The organism is Streptomyces sp. NPDC103540 (assembly GCF_055584445.1).
Map to the genome: position 1 here is coordinate 300,474 of NZ_JBVJMA010000007.1, position 17,415 is coordinate 317,888.

Below are 17,415 nucleotides of genomic sequence, written 5' to 3' on the forward strand. Positions count from 1 at the left end.
GTTCCGAGGGGAACCGCCCCTCTGTCGTGGGCTGTGGCCCGCGAGCCGCCAAGGCTTAGGCTGGCCCTTGTACACAAGGGGAACTTCGGAAGGAGACCTGGGTGATCGAGCTTGAGGGCGTGCCCGAGCTGATCGACCCGGTCATGGTGGCCGCGTTCGAGGGCTGGAACGACGCGGGTGACGCCGCCTCCGGTGCGGTGGCGCACCTGGACCGGGAGTGGAAGGGCGAGGTCTTCGCGGCGCTGGACGCCGAGGACTACTACGACTTCCAGGTCAACCGGCCGACGGTGTGGCTGGACAACGGGGTCAGGAAGATCACCTGGCCGACGACGCGGCTGTCGGTGGTCCGGATCGGCGGCGCGAAGCCGCGCGACCTGGTGTTGGTGCGCGGCATCGAGCCGTCGATGCGCTGGCGGTCGTTCTGCAACGAACTGCTGGGCTTCGCGCACGAGCTGGGCGTGGAGATGGTCGTCATCCTGGGCGCGTTGCTCGGGGACACCCCGCACACCCGGCCGGTGCCGGTGAGCGGTGTCACCTCGGACGCGGACCTGGCGCGGACGATGGACCTGGAGGAGACGAAGTACGAGGGCCCGACGGGCATCGTGGGCGTGCTCCAGGAGGCGTGCACCCACGCGGGCGTGCCGGCGGTGTCGCTGTGGGCGGCGGTGCCGCACTACGTGTCGCAGCCGCCGAACCCGAAGGCGACGCTCGCGCTGCTGAACCGGCTGGAGGACCTGATCGACCTGCGGATCCCGCTGGGCGAGCTGCCGGAGGACGCGCGGGCCTGGCAGCTGGGCGTGGACCAGCTGGCCGCCGAGGACAGCGAGGTCGCCGAGTACGTCCAGACGCTGGAGGAGGCCCGGGACACGGCCGACCTGCCGGAGGCCTCGGGCGACGCTATCGCCCGGGAGTTCGAACGGTACCTGCGGCGTCGGGATCCGTCGGCGACCGCCGAGCCGGGTGACGGCTCGTACCTGCGCGACACCTCCAGCGGGCTGACCCGCCCGCCGAAGCGCAGGCCGGACGTCTCCGGGACCGGCGCGGGCCCGGGGGCCGGGGAGGAGCCGACGGAACCGCCGGCCTCGGCCGCGGAGCCGTCGGGGCCGGCGGACCTGACGGAGTCGGCGGAGGCGACGGAGGCGTCCGAGCCGTCGGAGGCGTCGGGGCCGTCGGAGGCGTCGGGGCCGTCGGAACCTGCCGAGCCGACGCAGGAGCCGGGGGACGACGCCCCGCGGGCGTAGGCCGCCGGCCGCGACACCGGGAAACGACGACGGCGGGGCCGGAGATGATCTCCGGCCCCGCCGTCGTCGTTGTCGTGAGCGCGCGGGCGCCGCGCTGCTACAGGGCCACGCCCAGCAGGGCGTCCACCGTGCGGGAGACCAGGCCGGGGGCCGATTCGTCGTCCCCGTCCGAGGCGTTCTGGAGCTCCACCCAGCGGTCCACGGCCGCCAGTGCGGCCGGGGCGTCCAGGTCGCGGGAGAGGGCCTCGCGGACCTCTTCGACCAGGGCCTCGGCCGGGAGCCCGTCCGGGCGCGAGACGGCCGCGCGCCAGCGCTCCAGGCGGGCCACGGCCTCCTGGAGGACCTCGTCGGTCCACTCCCAGTCGGCGCGGTAGTGGTGCGCCAGCAGGGCGAGGCGGATGGCCGCCGGGTCGACCCCGGCGCGGCGCAGCGCGGACACGAAGACCAGGTTCCCCTTGGACTTCGACATCTTCTCGCCGTGCAGCGCGACCATGCCCGCGTGGACGTAGGCCTTGGCCATCGGGAACTCGCCCGTCAGGGCCTGCGCGTGCGAGGCGCCCATCTCGTGGTGCGGGAAGGCCAGGTCGGAACCGCCGCCCTGGATGTCGAAGCCCATGCCGAGGTGGTCCAGGGCGATGGCCACGCACTCGATGTGCCAGCCCGGCCGGCCGCGGCCCAGCGAGCCGCCGTCCCAGCTGGGCTCGCCCTCGCGCGCCGCCATCCACAGCATCGGGTCGAGCGGGTTCTTCTTCCCCGGGCGTTCCGGGTCCCCGCCGCGCTCCGCGGACAGCAGGCGCATCGCCTGGACGTCCAGGTGGGCGACGCCGCCGAAGTGCGGGTCCGCCTCCACCGAGAAGTAGACGTCGCCGTCGAGCTCGTAGGCGGCGCCCGCGTCCCGCAGTCGTTCGACCAGCGGCACGATGCCCGGTATGGCCTCGACGGCGCCGATGTAGTGCTGCGGCGGCAGCATCCGCAGGGCGGTCATGTCCTCGCGGAAGAGGGCCGTCTCGCGCACCGCGAGCTCGGTCCAGTCGAGTCCGTCGCGCTGCGCCCGCACCAGGAGGGGATCGTCGACGTCCGTGACGTTCTGGACGTAGTGGACCTGCCGCTTGTTGTCGAGCCACACGCGCTGCACGAGGTCGAACGCGTTGTAGGTCGCCGCGTGACCGATGTGGGTCGCGTCGTACGGGGTGATCCCACAGACGTAGAGGCGGGCGACGGGACCGGGGTCGAGGGTGATCGTCCCCTGGGTCGCGGTGTCGTGGATCTGGAGGTCGCGGCCCTTGCCGGGCAGGGCGGGGACCTCAGAAGCGGGCCAGGCATGCATGCTTCGAGCCTAACCGGACGGGTGTTCCGGAAACGAACCGGACCAGCACTGTTGGCCGGATACCCCCTCTTGCGATCCGGCTGGATCCGTGCGTTCGGCGTCCTGCCCGGTCAGACCGGCGGCCAGGGGATCGCGGGCCACTGCCCCGAGGGCTTCGGGTGCGTGCCCTCCCGCAGCAACTGCGCCACACGGGCCCGTACGGCGGCCAGTTCCACCGGTGTGATCAGTTCGGCCAGGCGGGTGGCGAGCGGCTCCGGCTCGGCCAGCCGCGCCTCCAGGGAGACCAGGACGGCGCGCGCCTCGTCGGTGAGCGGCTCCCCGGCCCACCCCCACAACAGGGTGCGCAGCTTGTCCTCGGTGTGGAAGGTCACGCCGTGGTCGATGCCGTAGAGCCTGCCGTCGGGGCCGGGCAGGAGGTGGCCGCCCTTGCGGTCACCGTTGTTGATCACCGCGTCCAGGACGGCCATGCGGCGCAGCCTGGGGTCGTCCGCGTGGACGAGGAGGGCGGTGCGCCCCTCCCCCACCTCGGCGAAGGCGACCGGTTTCCACCCCTCCCCGGCCTCCTCGCCCTCGACCAGCGCGAGCAGCCCGTCCTCCGGGGATCCTCCGGCGTCGATCCAGTGCTGGACCATGCCCTCCCCGTACGGGCCGTCGCGCAGCACCGTCGTGGGGACGAGCCCCCAGCCGGTGGCCTCGGAGACCAGGTAGGCGGCGCGCTCGCGCCGGGCGAGGTTGCCGTCGGGGAAGTCCCACAGCGGCCGCTCGCCCTTGACGGGCTTGTAGACGCACTCCGCGGTGTGCCCCTCGTGGGTCACGGTGCACCGCAGTACGGCGTTGGACGCCTCGGCGATCCGGCCGTGGACGGTGAGCTCACCGCGGGTGAGCAGCTCTTCGACGGGGGGCGGGGTCACGGCGTTCACACCTGGCGCCGGTAGCCGTTCTGGCGCGGGCACACGTGTCCCTCGGGGTCGAGCGGCAGGCTGCACAGCGGGCACGGCGGACGGCCCGCGTTGACGACGTCCAGGGCCCGCTTGGCGAAGGCGCGGGCCTGCGCGCCGGACAGCCGTACCCGCAGCATGGGCGGGCCGTTCTCCTCGTCCTGGAGCAGGCGTTCCTCCGCCTCGGCGAGATCCTCTTCCGAGTCGGCGTCGAGTTCGACGAGGGCCTGTGCCTCGACGATCATCCGCTGCTCCTCGCCGTCCCAGGCGAGCGCCATGGTGCCGACGCGGAACTCCTCCTCGACGGGGACGTCGAGCGGGGCGGTGTCGGCGGCCTCGGTGGAGGCGACGGCCGGGACGGGGGCGTTGCCCCCGGTGCGGCGCACGACCTCGTCCAGCAGCTCGTCCATCCGCTCGGCCAAGGCCGCGACCTGCGTCTTCTCCAGGGAGACGCTGGTGACGCGGCTGCCTGAGGACGCCTGGAGGAAGAACGTACGGCGCCCAGGCAAACCGACCGTGCCGGCCACGAAGCGGTCCGGCGGGTCGTAAAGGAACACCTGACGGGGCACGTCCAGTCTCCAAGTCTGAGGCGGGGCAGGGCTGCGCGCTTGTGTTGGCCCTGCCACCCTACTGCGCCGTTCGATCAGGCCGCGCCCGCGCCGCCCCCCACGACGGCGTTGCCGTCGCCCTCGCTCTCGCGCTCGGCCTCCCGCTCCGCGTCGGGCGCGGGCCGGGGGGCGAGGGCGGAGAGGTCCCCGGTGTCGCCGAGGCGCAGCAGGAAGGGCCTGGTGGGGGTGTAGCGGATCGCCGTGACCGAGCAGGGGTCGACGTGGACGCGCTGGAAGAGGTCGAGGTGCATGCCGAGGGCGTCCGCGACGAGGGACTTGATGATGTCGCCGTGGGAGCAGACGAGGAAGACGGCGTCGGCGCCGTGCTCCTCCTCGACGCGGTCGTTCCACTCGCGTACGGCGTCCACGGCGCGGGCCTGCATGGCGCGCATGGACTCGCCGCCGGGGAACGCGGCGGCCGAGGGGTGCTGCTGGACGACGCGCATGAGGGGTTCGTCGGCGAGCTCGGAGAGCTTGCGGCCCGACCAGTCGCCGTAGTGGCACTCGCCGACCCGCTCGTCGGTGTGCTCCCGCAGCCCGGGACGGGAGGCGAGCAGCGGCGCGAGGGTCTCCCGGCAGCGCTGGAGGGGGCTGCTGACCACGGCCGCGAGGGGGATGCCCTCCAGGCGCGCGGGCAGGGCGGCGGCCTGTTCGGCGCCGCGTTCGTCAAGGGCTACCCCCGGCGTCCAGCCGGCGAGCAATCCCGCGGTGTTGGCGGTGGACCGCCCGTGTCGTACGAGGATCAGCGTGGCCATGGAAGCACCCTATGCGGTGGCGACGGCGTGCGGGCGGGCGCCGATGGGGGAAGAATGCCCGGCGTGATTGTCGACTGCGCGATGTACCGGGACGGCCGCCGCTCCCCGGCGCCCGGGGACTTCTCGGACGCCCTCGACGAGGCGCGGGCCCACGGCGACGCGTTCGTCTGGATCGGGATCCACGAGCCGACGGCGGCGGAGTTCGACCACGTGAGCCGGGAGTTCGGTCTGCACGCGCTGGCGGTGGAGGACGCGTTGACGGCGCACCAGCGGCCGAAGCTGGAGGTGTACGACGATTCGCTGTTCGTGGTCCTGAAGCCGGTGGTCTACGACGAGGCCGCGGACACGGTGACGGCGAACGAGCTGATGGTCTTCATCGGCGACTCCTTCGTGGTGACCGTCCGCCACGGCGAGGGGGCGGCGCTGACCGCCGTGCGCCACCGGCTGGAGCAGGAGCCGGAGGTGCTGCGGCACGGTCCGACGGCGGTGCTGTACGCGGTGTCCGACGCGGTGGTGGACCACTACATCGAGGTGGCGGCCGAGCTCCAGGGCGACCTGGAGGGGCTGGAGGCGGAGGTGTTCGCGCCGAACGCCCCGGACTTCAAGAACACGGCGGCGCGCATCTACGCGGCGAAGCGGCAGGTCCTGGAGTTCCGTCGGGCGACCAGTCCGCTGCTCCAGCCGATGGACCGACTGGCCTTCGGGCGGGTGCCGTTCGTGGACGAACACTCCCAGCCCTTCTTCCGGGACGTCGCCGACCACCTGACCAAGGCCAACGAGTACATCGAGGGCCTGGACCGGCTGCTGTCGGACGCCCTGGCCGCGCACCTGGCGCAGATGGGCGTGCGGCAGAACGACGACATGCGCAAGATCTCCGCCTGGGCCGCCATGGCGGCCGTCCCGACGATGGTCGCCGGGATCTACGGGATGAACTTCGAGCACATGCCGGAACTCACGTGGGGCTTCGGCTATCCGGCGGTGGTGGTGCTGATGGTGGTCGTGTGTCTGGGCCTGCACCGGATGTTCAAGCGCCGCGGCTGGCTCTGACCCGCGGCCCACGGCCCGCGACCCACGCCCACGGCCGACCGGGCCGGAGCCGGGCCGGAGCCGGGCCGCCCGCGCGTGCGCCTACGCCTGGGCGAAACCGGGCGCGGCGGTGGGCCGGCCCCCGAGGGCGTCGCGCCGCTCCGGGGGGCGCAGGTCGATCATGCGGTGCCAGCCGCTGAAACGCTCGTACGCGTACACCGCGCGGATCCCCGCGGCGAGCGCGGCGGCCTTGGGCGCGGGCCAGCGCAGCAGCCGGCCCATGTGGTCCATGACGGCGAGGCCGACGTCGCGGTAGACGGCGATCTCGGCGAGCGCGCTCTCGCGCAGCACCCGCTGGATGGTCCGGCCGTGTCCGGCGCGGGCCAGGCGCAGCAGTTCCTCGTGGCAGTAGGCGAGGTGGTTCTCCTCGTCGTCGCTGATCATGCGGACGGCCCGACCCAGTTCCGGGTTGCGGCCGAAGAGGCGCACGAGCAGGGCCATCTGGTCCGCGGCGCGCTGTTCGGTGACCCGGCTGTGCGCGAGGTAGACGACGACGTCCTCCTCGGTCAGCGGCCGGTCGCGGCGCAGCTTGTCGTGCGCGAGGCCGATGCCGCGCCGTTCCAGCAGCATCGTGTAGTCGGTCTCGGGAGGGACGGGGACCACGGGCAGGCCGCGGTTGCGCAGCAGGGCGCGGAAGATGCGGCCGTGCTTGTCCTCGTCGGCGCCGTGCCGGGTGATCTTGGGCGCGAGGTCGCGCATGCCCTCGGGGACGAGGGCGGCGATCCGGGCGTTCTCCCAGCCGCCCTGGGACTCCCCGCTGGCGGCGATGGAGCAGAACAGCTGGAAGGAGTCGTCGTGGTCGACGATCTCCTGGAACAGGCTGCGGGCAGAGAGCATGGAACGAGTCAAATGCGGATGTTCCGGGCCGGCAACCGTGCGGTGGCCCCACTCGCCCGAACGAACGAACCGAGCCGTCGGCCCCCGGGGCGTAACCCCGGGGGCCACCCGCGCGTTGTGCGGGGTGTCGGCCGTGGCGGGGAAGACCCCCCGAGCCCCCACCACGGCCGCAGGACCCCTTCCCGGAGCTTCCGGGCCGGCGTTACGCCAGGCCCGCCAGCTCCAGGGCCTCCGTACCCGCCCTCAGGGCCGCCAGCCGCTCGTCGCGGGTGAAGCCGGCCGGGGCCAGCGTCAGGGTGGTGACCCCGGCGTCGGCGTAGGCCCGCATCCCGTCCGCGATCCGCTCGACCGAGCCCAGCAGGGTGGTCGAGTCGATCAGCGAGTGCGGGACGGCGGCGGCCGCGCCCGTCTTGTCGCCGGCCAGGTACTTGGACTGGATCTCGGCGGCTTCCTTCTCATAGCCCATGCGACAGGCGAGCTGGTTGTAGAAGTTCTGCTTGGCGCTGCCCATGCCGCCGACGTACAGGGCGGTGTACGGACGGAACACGTCCGCCAGCGCGTTCACATCCTCGCCGAGGGCCAGCGGCACGGTCGGGCAGACGTCGAAGCCCTCCATCGTCAGCCCGACCTTCTCGCGGCCCGCGCGGATGTGGCGCAGGGCCGTCTCCTCCAGGTGCTCGGCGGCGGGGAAGATCAGCAGGGCGCCGTCGGCGATCTCGCCCGTCTGCTCCAGGTTCTTCGGGCCGATGGCGGCGATGTAGAGCGGGATGTGCTCGCGCTCCGGGTGCACGGTCAGCTTGAGCGGCTTGCCGGGGCCGCCGGGCAGCGGCAGGGTCCAGTGCGCGCCGTCGTACGAGAGGCGCTCGCGGGTCATCGCCTTGCGGACGATCTCCACGTACTCGCGGGTGCGTGCGAGCGGCTTGTCGAACTTCACCCCGTACCAGCCCTCGGAGACCTGGGGGCCGGAGACGCCCAGGCCCAGGCGGAAACGGCCCTTGGTGAGCGAGTCGAGGGTGGCGGCGGTCATGGCGGTCATCGCCGGCTGGCGGGCCGGGATCTGGAAGATGGCCGAGCCGACGTCGATGCGCTCGGTCTGCGCGGCGACCCAGGCCAGCACGGTCGCGGCGTCGGACCCGTACGCCTCGGCCGCCCAGCAGACGTCGTAGCCGAGGCGGTCCGCCTCCTGCGCGACGGCGAGGTTGTCGGCGTCCATGCCCGCACCCCAGTAGCCGAGATTGATGCCGAGCCTCATGTGTCGTCCCCTTACGATGCGCGGTTCACGCGGTGCGTCTTACCCATCAGTAACGTGAGTCTGCGGGGACTGTAGCGCGCCCGACGGCGCTGCGGCAGTGCCCCAGTAGTCTCAGCGCTCATGGAGCAGAGGCATCTCGGCCGCACCGGACTGCGCGTCTCCCGGATCGGCCTCGGCACCCTGACCTGGGGCCGTGACACCGGCGAGGAAGCCGCCGCCGAGCAGTTGAAGACCTTCTGGGAGGCCGGGGGCACGCTCGTCGACACCGCCGACGTGTACGGCGGCGGGGAGGCCGAGTACCTGCTCGGGCAACTGGTGGGTTCCCTCGTCCCGCGCCGGGACCTGGTCATCGCGACGAAGGCCGGCAGCGTGCCGGATCCCGACCGACGGTTCAACGGCTCGCGCGGACACCTGCTCGGCGCCCTCGACGACTCCCTCGACCGCCTCGGCACCGACTACGTGGACCTGTGGCAGGTGCACGCCTTCGACCCGGCGACCCCGCTGGAGGAGACCCTCCAGGCGCTGGACCTCGCCGTCGCCAGCGGCCGGGCCCGCTACGCCGGCGTGTCCAACTTCAGCGGCTGGCAACTGGCGAAGGCCGGCACCTGGCAGCTGGCGGCGCCCGGGACGCGGACGCGGCTCGCCTCGACGCAGATGGAGTACTCGCTCCTGCAACGCGGGGTGGAGCGGGAGGTGTTGCCGGCCGCCCTCGACCTGGGCGTGGGGCTGCTGCCCTCGTCGCCCCTGGGACGCGGGGTGCTCACCGGCAAGTACCGCGACGGCACCCCCGCCGACTCGCGGGGCGCCTCGGAGTCCTTGGCCGCCTTCGTGGACCCGTACCTGGACGAGGCCGCGGGCCGGATCGTGGACGCGGTGGTGACCGCCGCGCAGGGGCTGGCCGTGACCCCGCTCCAGGTGGCCCTGGCGTGGGTCCGGGACCGCCCGGGGGTGGTCGCGCCGATCGTCGGGGCCCGGACGTCCGCGCAGCTCGGGGCGGCGCTGTCGGTGGAGGCCCTTACCCTTCCGGAGGAGATCCGCCGGGCGCTGGACGACGTGTCGGCGCCCGTGCACCGCTACCCCGATCAGGACTGGAGCACGTTGTGAGCACGGACCCCGAGGCCACCGACCCGGACGGCCCCGCCGCCGCCCCCGAGGCAACCGCCGGGGCGCCCGGGGCCGTCGACCCGGCCACCGCTCCCGCGACCGCCCCCGAGGCGGACCCCGCGGACGCCGACGCCGCGGACGCGGACGCGGAGGACGGCGACGGCGACGGCAGCGAGACCGACGAGCACGCCGGGACCGACGCTCCGGCGGCGGACGACGAGGCCGACGCTTCGGCGGAGGACGCCGCGGAGGGCGACGGCACCGAGGGGGAGCCGGCCGCAGCCGATGCCGCCGACGCACCCCCGGGGCTCAGCGAGGCACAGGCCGAACTGGCCGCGCAGAAGGTCGAGCGAGAGCGCATCGCCCGCCGCAAGGCCGAGCGCGAGGCCCCGGTCGAGGCCGGCGCGAAGCTCAGCGGCAAGGCCGCCGACCTGCTCGCCGCCGTACGGGCCGTCGAGGCCGGCGGCAAGCCGTCCCCCGTCTTCTTCGACGAGGCCCCGGCCGCCCCCCGCAGGCCGGCCCCCGCTCCCCCGGCCCCGCCCCGTCCGGCCGCGGTCCCGACCACCCCGGAGCCCGCCGAGGCCGACGTGGCCTCCGTACGGGCCGTCCTGGCCCGCGGCGGCGCCCCCGAGGCCCTGGCCGCCCAGGCCGCCTCGACGCTGGGCGAGGGCGCCGCGGAGAGGCTCGCGGAGGACCCCTGGCGGCTGCTCGCCCTGCCCGGAGTGCGCCCCGCGCAGGCCGACGGCTTCGCGCAGGCCCTGCTGGGCCCGCAGGCCGGTCCCGCCGACGAACGCCGCGGGGCCGCGCTGGTGACCTGGCTGCTCGCGCAGGCCGCCCTCAAGGGGCACACCGCCCTTGAGTCCCCGCTGCTGGAGAAGGCCCTGGCTCAGTACGGGGTGCCGGCCCCCGACGCGGCCGTGGAGGCCGCCGTCGGGGACGGCGCGGTGCTGGCGTTCCACGAGCCGCTCGGCGAGCCCGTCGGGGAGGACGAGGAGCAGCCCGTACGCGTCCTCGTGGGCCTGGAGGAGTACGCGCTCGCCGAGGAGAGCCTCGCCGACGGCCTGGCCCGACTGTCCGCGACCTTCACCGGCGGGGCGGACCCGGGGCCGGCGGCCGAAGCCCCCGGCGCCGAGCTGGCCGCCGCCGTCGCCGCCCACGGCCTGGTCCTGCACACCGGCGGCGAGGCGGCCCGCGCCGAGCCGCTCGCCCTGGTCGCGAGCGCCCGCGAGCGGGGGCTGCGGGTCTGTCTGGCCGCGCACGTCCCGGCCCCGGGCCTCGTCACCGTCGCGGGGCTCCTCGCGGGCGCGGAAGGCCCCGGGCGGGACGCCGAGGGCCGCTTCGACCTCGACCTGCTGGTCGTCCTGGACGCCCCGCAGCTCGATGTGGAGACGGCCGCGGCCCTGGTGGAGTCCGTGCCGGACGGGGCCCGTCTGGTGCTGTCCGGCGATCCCGGCGTGCTCGGATCGGCCGGTCCCGGCCGGGTGTTCGCGGACGTCCTGGCGGCGGGGGCGCACCCCCGGGTGGTGTCGCGCACGCCGGACCCCGGCCCGCTCGGCGAGCTGGTCTCGGGGATCGGGATCGGGGAGCTGAACCAGGTCGACGCCCCCGGCAAGGAGATCGTCATCGTTCCCGTGCGGGACGCCGGCGAGGCCGTGCACCGCACCGTGCAGTTGGTCGCCGAGTCGGTGCCGCGCGCCTTCGGGATCCCGCCGGAGGCCGTGCGCGTGATCACCCCGGGCCACGGCGGCGCCGCCGGCACCCGGGCGCTGAACGCGGCCCTCAAGGAGCGGCTGAACCCCGGCCCCGGCCGGTTCGGCGGCTTCGACCCCGGCGACCTGGTGGTCCACGTACCGTCTCCCGGGCGGGCGCTGCCGGCCCGGGTGGTGTCGGCCGACGAGCGGGGCCTGCACCTGGAGGACCCCGCGGGCGAGCGGATCCTCGTACCGCGGGACCGGGTGGAGGCGCACGTGCGGCACGGTCGGGCGCTGACCGCGCACCAGGCCGCCGGAGCCCGGTGGCCGGCGGCCGTGGTCGTGCTCCCGGGGGACGCGGCGCAGGCGCTGTCCCGGGACTGGGTGTACACGGCCTTCGGTCGGGCGGAGCGGCACCTGTCGGTGGTGCACGGCGTCGACCAGGCGTTGGCGCACGCGGTGGCCCAGGTGCCGCCGAAGCCGCGGACGACCCGCCTGACGGGGCTGCTGCGGTCCCTGACGGCGGCCCAGGAGGAGCCTGGGGCGTAGGGCGGGGCCGTTCCGTGCCCCCTGCCCGGTCGGGCGGGGGCACGGCGGCGTCAGGCGGGGGTCAGTCCGGGCGCGGCGGTGCCCTCGTCCGCCCCGTCGGGGGCGTCGTCGAAGAACTCCCCCTCGTCGTCGAAGACGGCGCTCACGTCGAAGCGGTGCAGGACGTCCTGCGGGTCGGTCTGCCCGAAGGGCGCGCCGAGCCACTCCCCCGGTTCGGCCGTCTCCTCCAGGGCGGCGATCCACAGGGTGGAGTCGCCCTCCTCCAGCCCGAACTCCTTGTAGCGGGAGGCGATCTCGTCGGGCTCGTACTCCCCGAAGAGCACCCCGAGGGCGCCGGCGGTGCCGCCGTCGTCGACGAGTTCGGCGTCACGGTCGTGGGCGGCGACCCGTTCGGCCTGGGCGACCAGTCGGGCCGGCTCGACGACGGCGTAGTCGCGGCGGATGAGCACGCTGAACGCGACGGGCTCGGCGGGGCCGGTGTACGGGACTCCGTCCTCGGGGGTGGGGATCTCGAAGGGGGTGACCTCGTCGTAGCGGTCGTAGAGGAGTTCGTCGTACTCCTCGGCGGCGGCGGCGAGTTCGTTGAACGCGGCGTAGACGGCCGGATCCTCGTCCCCGATCCTGCTCTCGACCGCGGCGAGGTGACGGTCGAGAGCGGCCTTGACCGCCTCGGCGGCGGCGCGTACCTCGGCAACAGTGGGCAGAGCGGCATCAGACATAGTGCAGACGCTATCCGTAGCGGGCCGGTGCCCGCACAATAGATGCGATGCCGGAATACGAATTCGTCGACGTGTACGTGCCCCGCGGGACCCCCCGCCAGGAGGCCACCCGACTGTTGACCGACCACGCGGAGTACGGGCATTGGGAGCTCGACCGCCTGACCCTGCACCGGGACGGCAGCCGCCGCGTCCGGTTGCGACGCCGGATCATCCGCCAGGTCCGGGCGACCTGGTGACGCGGACCCCGGGGGCCGGGGTCCGCGTCGTGAGCGTGCGTCAGGCCGCGTTGCGGGCCCGGCGGTAGAGCACGGCTCCGGCCAGCAACAGTCCACCCGCGAGCGGAACCCCGGCCGTCAGGGCGTCACCGGCGCCGGTGGCGGCGAGGCCGGGGCCCCGGTCACCCGTGCCCGGCCGCGGGGCGGTGCCGTCCGGCCCCGTGCCCGGGTTCTGCGCGCCCGGCGCACCGGGAGTGCCGCCCGGGGTGCCCGGAGTCTGACCACCCGGGGCCTGCGTACCCGGAGTTCCCGGCGTCTGACCACCCGGCGTCTGACCACCCGGGGTCTGACCACCGGGGGTCTGACCACCAGGCGTCTGACCACCGGGCGTCTGACCGCCCGGGGTCTGACCACCAGGCGTCTGACCACCGGGCGTCTGACCACCGGGGGTCTGACCGCCAGGGGTCTGACCGCCAGGCGTCTGACCACCGGGGGTGTGCCCGCCCGGCGTACCCGGGTTCTGGCCGCCCGGGGTGTGCCCGCCCGGCGTGCCGGGGTTCTGGCCGCCCGGGTGACCCGGGTGACCGGGCTGCCCCGGCTCCTCCTCGCAGGGCTCGTCGTCCCCGCCGCCCGGGTGACCGGGGTGACCCGGGTGTCCGGGGTGCTGCGGCCCGCCGGGCTTGCCCGACGCGTTGGCGCAGTGGTTCCCGAAGGCCGGATTCAAGAGGCCGATCACCGAGACCGTGTTGCCGCAGACGTTCACCGGCGCGTCCACCGGAGCCTGCACGTTGTTGCCGGACAGGACGCCCGGAGAGTTCGCAGCGTGTCCGGACGCCCGGGAGTCCGCGTGCGCCTGACCACCCGCCAGCGCGAGGACACCCCCCGCGGCCGCCATCGTGATCAGTGTCTTCCTCGTGACCTGAACCGGTCGTCGCATCTGTACTCGTCCCCTGGTGTGTACGTGTTCGGCCAGGCTCCCCCGCCTGATGTGCCGAAAAGTGAGATTCCGGGCCGGAAAAGCCCGGCGGCCCCGGGACGCTGGAATGCGTCCCGGGGCCAGAACCTTCAGTCGCGTCAGGCGTTGACGCAGGTGTTGCCGAAGGCCGGGTTCAGCAGGCCGATCACGGAGATCGTGTTGCCGCAGACGTTGACCGGGATGTGGACCGGAACCTGGACGACGTTGCCGGACAGGACGCCGGGGGAGCCGATGGCCGCACCCTGGGCGCCCGCGTCGGCGACGGCCAGACCCGCACCCGCGAGAACCAGACCACCGGTGGCAGCCGCAGCGGCGACAACCTTCTTGAGCATTGTTCCTCCTAGTAGGCAAGTGCGGTCCCAGCCGCGGACCGCACCACCTGTAACGAGGAGGGATCACCAGGGCTACGAGCGTATGAGCGCATTCACTCTTCTCAGTGCAATGCGCACACCTTCGCGATTCTTCGGCGTTATGCCTCGTCGATGAAACGGTCGAGCACGCGGACGCCGAACTTCAGGCCCTCGACCGGCACCCGCTCGTCCACGCCGTGGAACATCCCGGCGAAGTCCAGCTCCGGCGGCAGCTGGAGCGGCGCGAAGCCGAAGCAGCGGATGCCGAGGTCGTCGAAGGACTTGGCGTCGGTGCCGCCGGACAGCATGTACGGCACGGCCCGCGCGATCGGGTCCTCCGCCTTCAGGGCGCCCTGCATGGCGTCGACGAGGCGGCCGTCGAAGTCCGTCTCCAGGGCCTTGTCCCCGTGGACGTCCTCGCGCTTCACGCGCGGGCCGAGGATCCGGTCGAGGTCGGCGAAGAACTCGTCCTCGTAGCCCGGCAGGAAACGGCCGTCGACGTGGGCCGTGGCCTGGCCGGGGATGACGTTGACCTTGTAGCCGGCGCCGAGCATCGTCGGGGCGGCCGAGTTGCGCAGCGTCGCGCCGACCATCTTGGCGATGCCGCCGAGCTTGGCGAGGGTGGCGTCCATGTCGTCGGGGTCGAGCGGGGTTCCGAGCGCGTCCGAGAGCTCGTCGAGGAAGGACCGTACGGTCTTCGTCACGCGCACCGGCCACTGGTGGCGGCCGAGGCGGCCCACGGCCTCGCACAGCTCGGTGATGGCGTTGTCGTTGTTGGTCATGGAGCCGTGACCGGCGGTGCCCTCCACCGTCAGGCGCATCCAGTGCATGCCCTTCTGGGCGGTCTCCACGAGGTACAGGCGCAGGTTCTCGTTCACCGTGAAGGAGAAGCCGCCGACCTCACCGATCGCCTCGGTGACGCCCTCGAAGAGGCCGGGGTGCTTGTCGACGAGGTGGCGGGCGCCGTAGACGCCACCGGCCTCCTCGTCGGCCAGGAAGGCCAGCACGATGTCGCGCGGGGGCTTGCGCCCGCTGCGCATGCGGTCGCGCACGACGGCCAGCGTCATCGCGTCCATGTCCTTCATGTCGACGGCGCCCCGGCCCCACACGCAGCCGTCGGCGATCTCGCCCGAGAAGGGGTCGTACGTCCAGTCCGCCGCGTTGGCCGGAACGACGTCCGTGTGGCCGTGGATCAGCAGCGCCGGTCGGGAGGGGTCCTCGCCCTCGATGCGGGCCACCGTGGAGGCGCGCCCCTTGTGCGACTCGAAGATCTGCGGCTCCAGCCCGACCTCGGCGAGCTTCTCGGCGACCCACTCCGCCGCCTTGCGCTCGCCGGGGCCCGAGTGGTCCCCGTAGTTGCTGGTGTCGATCCGGATGAGGTCCCGGCAGAGGTCCACGACCTCGTCCTGGCCGGAGACGGTCCTGCCCGCGCCCGTTGCGCTCACGCTGCTTCCTCCCACTGATCGGTACCGGCTGCCTCCCCCATCCTCGCGCGCCGGGCCCGTCTCCCCAAGGCCGAAGCCCGGCCGGCGGGGGTGTGATCGAGGACCCCGGACTGTTTGGTAATGTTTTCCACGTCGCCGCGGCCCGCAAGGGTGCGCGGAAGGCACCCGGTCCGGGTGGCGGAATGGCAGACGCGCTAGCTTGAGGTGCTAGTGCCCTTTATCGGGCGTGGGGGTTCAAGTCCCCCCTCGGACACAACGGAGAAGGACCCCGCTTCGGCGGGGTCCTTTTCGTCGCGCCCGCGGGGCTCCGGCCCCGGAACCGGGCGTGGACGGCGGACCTGGAATGTTTGGTAATGTTTCCCTCGTCGCAACGGCCCCGCAAGGGTCGGCGCGGACACACCCCGTCCGGGTGGCGGAATGGCAGACGCGCTAGCTTGAGGTGCTAGTGCCCTTTATCGGGCGTGGGGGTTCAAGTCCCCCCTCGGACACAACGGAGAAGGACCCCGCTTCGGCGGGGTCCTTCGCGTTTTCCACCGCGTTTTCCGCCCGGCCCCCTCCCTCGGGCACCGGGCCGTACGCCGGAACGTGCTCCCGGCCGTGCGCCGGAGCGCGGCGGCCACGACGAGGCCCCCGGGCCGGGAGGGGGTCCCGGCCCGGGGGCCTCGTCGTGCGTACGGGTGCGTCAGTCGCGGGTCGAGGCGATCTCGGCCACCCGGCGGCGGACCAGGAACCAGCCGCCGACCAGGGCGGCGGCGATGGCCGGGAGGAACATGACGGTGGTGCGTCCGACGCCGCCGTCGCTCCACATGAGCACCAGGACCGTCACGAGGAAGACCAGGGTGACGATCTGCGTGTACGGGGCCCACGGGAGGCGGTACGCGGGGCGGTCGACCAGGCCCTTGCGGGAGCGCTGCCAGAAGAACAGCGAACAGAGCATGACCATCGCCCAGGTCCCGAGGATGCCGATGGAGGCCAGGTTCAGGACGATCTCGAACGCCTCGCCCGGCATCCAGTAGTTCAGGCCGACGCCGGCGACACCGAAGGCGGCGGTGAACAGGACGCCGCCGTAGGGGACCTTGCCCTTGTTCATGACGCCCGTGAACCTGGGCGCGGAGCCGGACATCGCCATCGAGCGCAGGATGCGGCCGGTGGAGTAGAGGCCGGAGTTCAGGCTGGAGAGCGCGGCGGTCAGGACGACCAGGTTCATGACGCCGGCGGCGCCGGGGACGCCGAGCTTGTCGAAGACGGTGACGAAGGGGCTCTGGTCGGCCGAGTAGGCCGTGTACGGCAGCAGCAGGGCGAGCAGGACCACGGAGCCGACGTAGAAGAGGCCCACGCGCCACATGATCGAGTTGATCGCCTTCGGCATGATCTTCTCGGGGTTCTCGGTCTCACCGGCGGCGACGCCGCACAGCTCGACGGAGGCGTACGCGAAGACGACGCCCTGGATGACCAGGAGCATCGGCAGGACGCCGGAGGGGAAGAGGCCGCCGTTGTCGGTGATGTTGGCGAGGCCCGGGGTGTTGCCGCCGATGTCGTGGCTGGTGGCGACGAGGTAGATGCCGACGATCAGGAAGATCACCAGTGCGGCGACCTTGACCAGGGAGAACCAGAACTCCATCTCGCCGAAGTACTTCACCGAGATCAGGTTCGCGGTGAGGACGACGGCCAGGGCGATGAAGGCGAGGACCCACTGGGGGACGTCGGTGAACATCGACCAGAAGTGGGCGTAGGTCGCGGCGGCCGTGATGTCCGCCACGGTGGTGGTGGACCAGTTGAGGAAGTAGAGCCAGCCGGCGGTGTAGGCGCCCTTCTCCCCCATGAACTCGCGCGCGTAGGAGACGAAGGCTCCGGAGGACGGGCGGTAGAGGACCAGCTCGCCGAGGGCCCGGACCACGAAGAAGGCGAAGACGCCGCAGACCGCGTAGGCGATGGCCAGCGAGGGGCCGGCGCCGGCGAGGCGGCCTCCGGCGCCCAGGAACAGGCCGGTGCCTATCGCCCCGCCGATCGCGATCATGTTGATGTGGCGGGACTTGAGGTCCTTGCTGTAGCCCTCGTCACCGGCGTCGACGTGGCGGACGGACGCCTCGGCGGGGGCCTCGGTCAAGGTGCGGTCACTCATACGGGACTTCGCCTTCGTGGTTCGGACAGGCAGGTCCGGGCGCGGCGCGTGGGGAGCTGGGTGGTGTCCCCCGTGCCGCGTTCCGGTGATTTTGTCGCCCCAGGAGACCATGAGGTTCGGCCACCCGCCAAAATCGGCCCCTGACGCACGGGAGCCCCCGGCGACCATGGAAACGGTCGCCGGGGGCTTCGTACGGGCTC

At 73.3% G+C, this 17,415-nt stretch carries 16 protein-coding genes and 2 tRNA genes; 7 read left to right on the plus strand and 11 right to left on the minus strand.

Features of this window, described 5'->3' with window-relative positions:
- The first annotated feature begins 101 nt into the window (after nucleotides 1-101).
- On the plus strand, nucleotides 102-1,241 hold the full coding sequence (locus ACZ6ZI_RS19280; protein ID WP_469522137.1) for a PAC2 family protein: 1,140 nt from the start codon (nucleotides 102-104) through the stop codon (nucleotides 1,239-1,241).
- 97 nt (nucleotides 1,242-1,338) lie between these two features.
- On the opposite strand, the gene mshC is transcribed toward ACZ6ZI_RS19280, so the two are convergent.
- From mshC to ACZ6ZI_RS19300, 4 genes are all read right to left on the minus strand, one after another.
- Nucleotides 1,339-2,568, minus strand: coding sequence for a cysteine--1-D-myo-inosityl 2-amino-2-deoxy-alpha-D-glucopyranoside ligase (gene mshC / locus ACZ6ZI_RS19285; protein WP_363056515.1), 1,230 nt, complete (start codon nucleotides 2,566-2,568; stop codon nucleotides 1,339-1,341).
- A 110-nt stretch (nucleotides 2,569-2,678) separates the two neighbouring features.
- A complete protein-coding gene (locus tag ACZ6ZI_RS19290; protein ID WP_469522139.1) occupies nucleotides 2,679-3,521 on the minus strand; it encodes an SCO1664 family protein in 843 nt (280 codons plus the stop codon).
- Nucleotides 3,485-4,075: a DUF3090 domain-containing protein gene (locus tag ACZ6ZI_RS19295; RefSeq protein ID WP_363056519.1), complete on the minus strand. Its 591-nt coding sequence runs from the start codon at nucleotides 4,073-4,075 to the stop codon at nucleotides 3,485-3,487. Before ACZ6ZI_RS19295 ends, ACZ6ZI_RS19290 begins: the two co-directional genes overlap by 37 nt.
- A 74-nt stretch (nucleotides 4,076-4,149) precedes the next feature.
- Complete coding sequence (locus ACZ6ZI_RS19300) at nucleotides 4,150-4,869, minus strand: histidine phosphatase family protein (RefSeq protein WP_469522142.1); 720 nt, start codon at nucleotides 4,867-4,869, stop codon at nucleotides 4,150-4,152.
- Between the two features lie 54 nt (nucleotides 4,870-4,923).
- Here ACZ6ZI_RS19300 and ACZ6ZI_RS19305 point away from each other — a divergent pair, with 54 nt between their 5' ends.
- On the plus strand, nucleotides 4,924-5,916 hold the full coding sequence (locus tag ACZ6ZI_RS19305) for a magnesium and cobalt transport protein CorA (protein ID WP_469522144.1): 993 nt from the start codon (nucleotides 4,924-4,926) through the stop codon (nucleotides 5,914-5,916).
- A gap of 81 nt (nucleotides 5,917-5,997) precedes the next feature.
- On the opposite strand, the gene ACZ6ZI_RS19310 is transcribed toward ACZ6ZI_RS19305, so the two are convergent.
- Both ACZ6ZI_RS19310 and ACZ6ZI_RS19315 read right to left on the minus strand, forming a co-directional pair.
- Nucleotides 5,998-6,792: a ferritin-like domain-containing protein gene (locus tag ACZ6ZI_RS19310; protein WP_469522147.1), complete on the minus strand. Its 795-nt coding sequence runs from the start codon at nucleotides 6,790-6,792 to the stop codon at nucleotides 5,998-6,000.
- Between the two features lie 202 nt (nucleotides 6,793-6,994).
- Entirely contained in the window at nucleotides 6,995-8,044 is a 1,050-nt protein-coding gene (locus tag ACZ6ZI_RS19315; RefSeq protein WP_363056527.1) for an LLM class F420-dependent oxidoreductase, read from the minus strand.
- A gap of 120 nt (nucleotides 8,045-8,164) precedes the next feature.
- Here ACZ6ZI_RS19315 and ACZ6ZI_RS19320 point away from each other — a divergent pair, with 120 nt between their 5' ends.
- Complete coding sequence (locus ACZ6ZI_RS19320; RefSeq protein WP_469522150.1) at nucleotides 8,165-9,148, plus strand: aldo/keto reductase; 984 nt, start codon at nucleotides 8,165-8,167, stop codon at nucleotides 9,146-9,148.
- Nucleotides 9,145-11,388, plus strand: coding sequence for a helix-hairpin-helix domain-containing protein (locus ACZ6ZI_RS19325; RefSeq protein ID WP_469522153.1), 2,244 nt, complete (start codon nucleotides 9,145-9,147; stop codon nucleotides 11,386-11,388). Before ACZ6ZI_RS19320 ends, ACZ6ZI_RS19325 begins: the two co-directional genes overlap by 4 nt.
- 50 nt (nucleotides 11,389-11,438) lie before the next feature.
- Here ACZ6ZI_RS19325 and ACZ6ZI_RS19330 read toward each other — a convergent pair whose 3' ends face one another.
- Nucleotides 11,439-12,107, minus strand: a complete 669-nt coding sequence (locus ACZ6ZI_RS19330) for a hypothetical protein (protein WP_469522156.1) — start codon at nucleotides 12,105-12,107, stop codon at nucleotides 11,439-11,441.
- Nucleotides 12,108-12,154: 47 nt separating this feature from the next.
- Here ACZ6ZI_RS19330 and ACZ6ZI_RS19335 point away from each other — a divergent pair, with 47 nt between their 5' ends.
- Nucleotides 12,155-12,343, plus strand: a complete 189-nt coding sequence (locus ACZ6ZI_RS19335) for a DUF5703 family protein (protein WP_281205875.1) — start codon at nucleotides 12,155-12,157, stop codon at nucleotides 12,341-12,343.
- 40 nt (nucleotides 12,344-12,383) lie between these two features.
- Here ACZ6ZI_RS19335 and ACZ6ZI_RS19340 read toward each other — a convergent pair whose 3' ends face one another.
- From ACZ6ZI_RS19340 to ACZ6ZI_RS19350, 3 genes are all read right to left on the minus strand, one after another.
- Nucleotides 12,384-13,217, minus strand: coding sequence for a chaplin (locus tag ACZ6ZI_RS19340; RefSeq protein ID WP_469522158.1), 834 nt, complete (start codon nucleotides 13,215-13,217; stop codon nucleotides 12,384-12,386).
- Between the two features lie 179 nt (nucleotides 13,218-13,396).
- The gene (chpH, locus tag ACZ6ZI_RS19345) at nucleotides 13,397-13,630 is read right to left on the minus strand and encodes a chaplin ChpH (protein WP_362877285.1); all 234 of its coding nucleotides are present in this window, start codon (nucleotides 13,628-13,630) and stop codon (nucleotides 13,397-13,399) included.
- A 137-nt stretch (nucleotides 13,631-13,767) separates the two neighbouring features.
- Nucleotides 13,768-15,093: a M20/M25/M40 family metallo-hydrolase gene (locus ACZ6ZI_RS19350; protein WP_469522162.1), complete on the minus strand. Its 1,326-nt coding sequence runs from the start codon at nucleotides 15,091-15,093 to the stop codon at nucleotides 13,768-13,770.
- Between the two features lie 168 nt (nucleotides 15,094-15,261).
- Between ACZ6ZI_RS19350 and ACZ6ZI_RS19355 the strand changes: the two genes are divergently transcribed.
- Together ACZ6ZI_RS19355 and ACZ6ZI_RS19360 are read left to right on the plus strand one after the other, a co-directional pair.
- Nucleotides 15,262-15,346: transfer RNA gene (locus ACZ6ZI_RS19355), tRNA-Leu, on the plus strand.
- Between the two features lie 150 nt (nucleotides 15,347-15,496).
- A tRNA-Leu gene (locus ACZ6ZI_RS19360) sits at nucleotides 15,497-15,581 on the plus strand.
- Nucleotides 15,582-15,775: 194 nt separating this feature from the next.
- Here ACZ6ZI_RS19360 and ACZ6ZI_RS19365 read toward each other — a convergent pair.
- On the minus strand, nucleotides 15,776-17,215 hold the full coding sequence (locus ACZ6ZI_RS19365; RefSeq protein WP_363056539.1) for an amino acid permease: 1,440 nt from the start codon (nucleotides 17,213-17,215) through the stop codon (nucleotides 15,776-15,778).
- Nucleotides 17,216-17,415 lie beyond the last annotated feature (200 nt).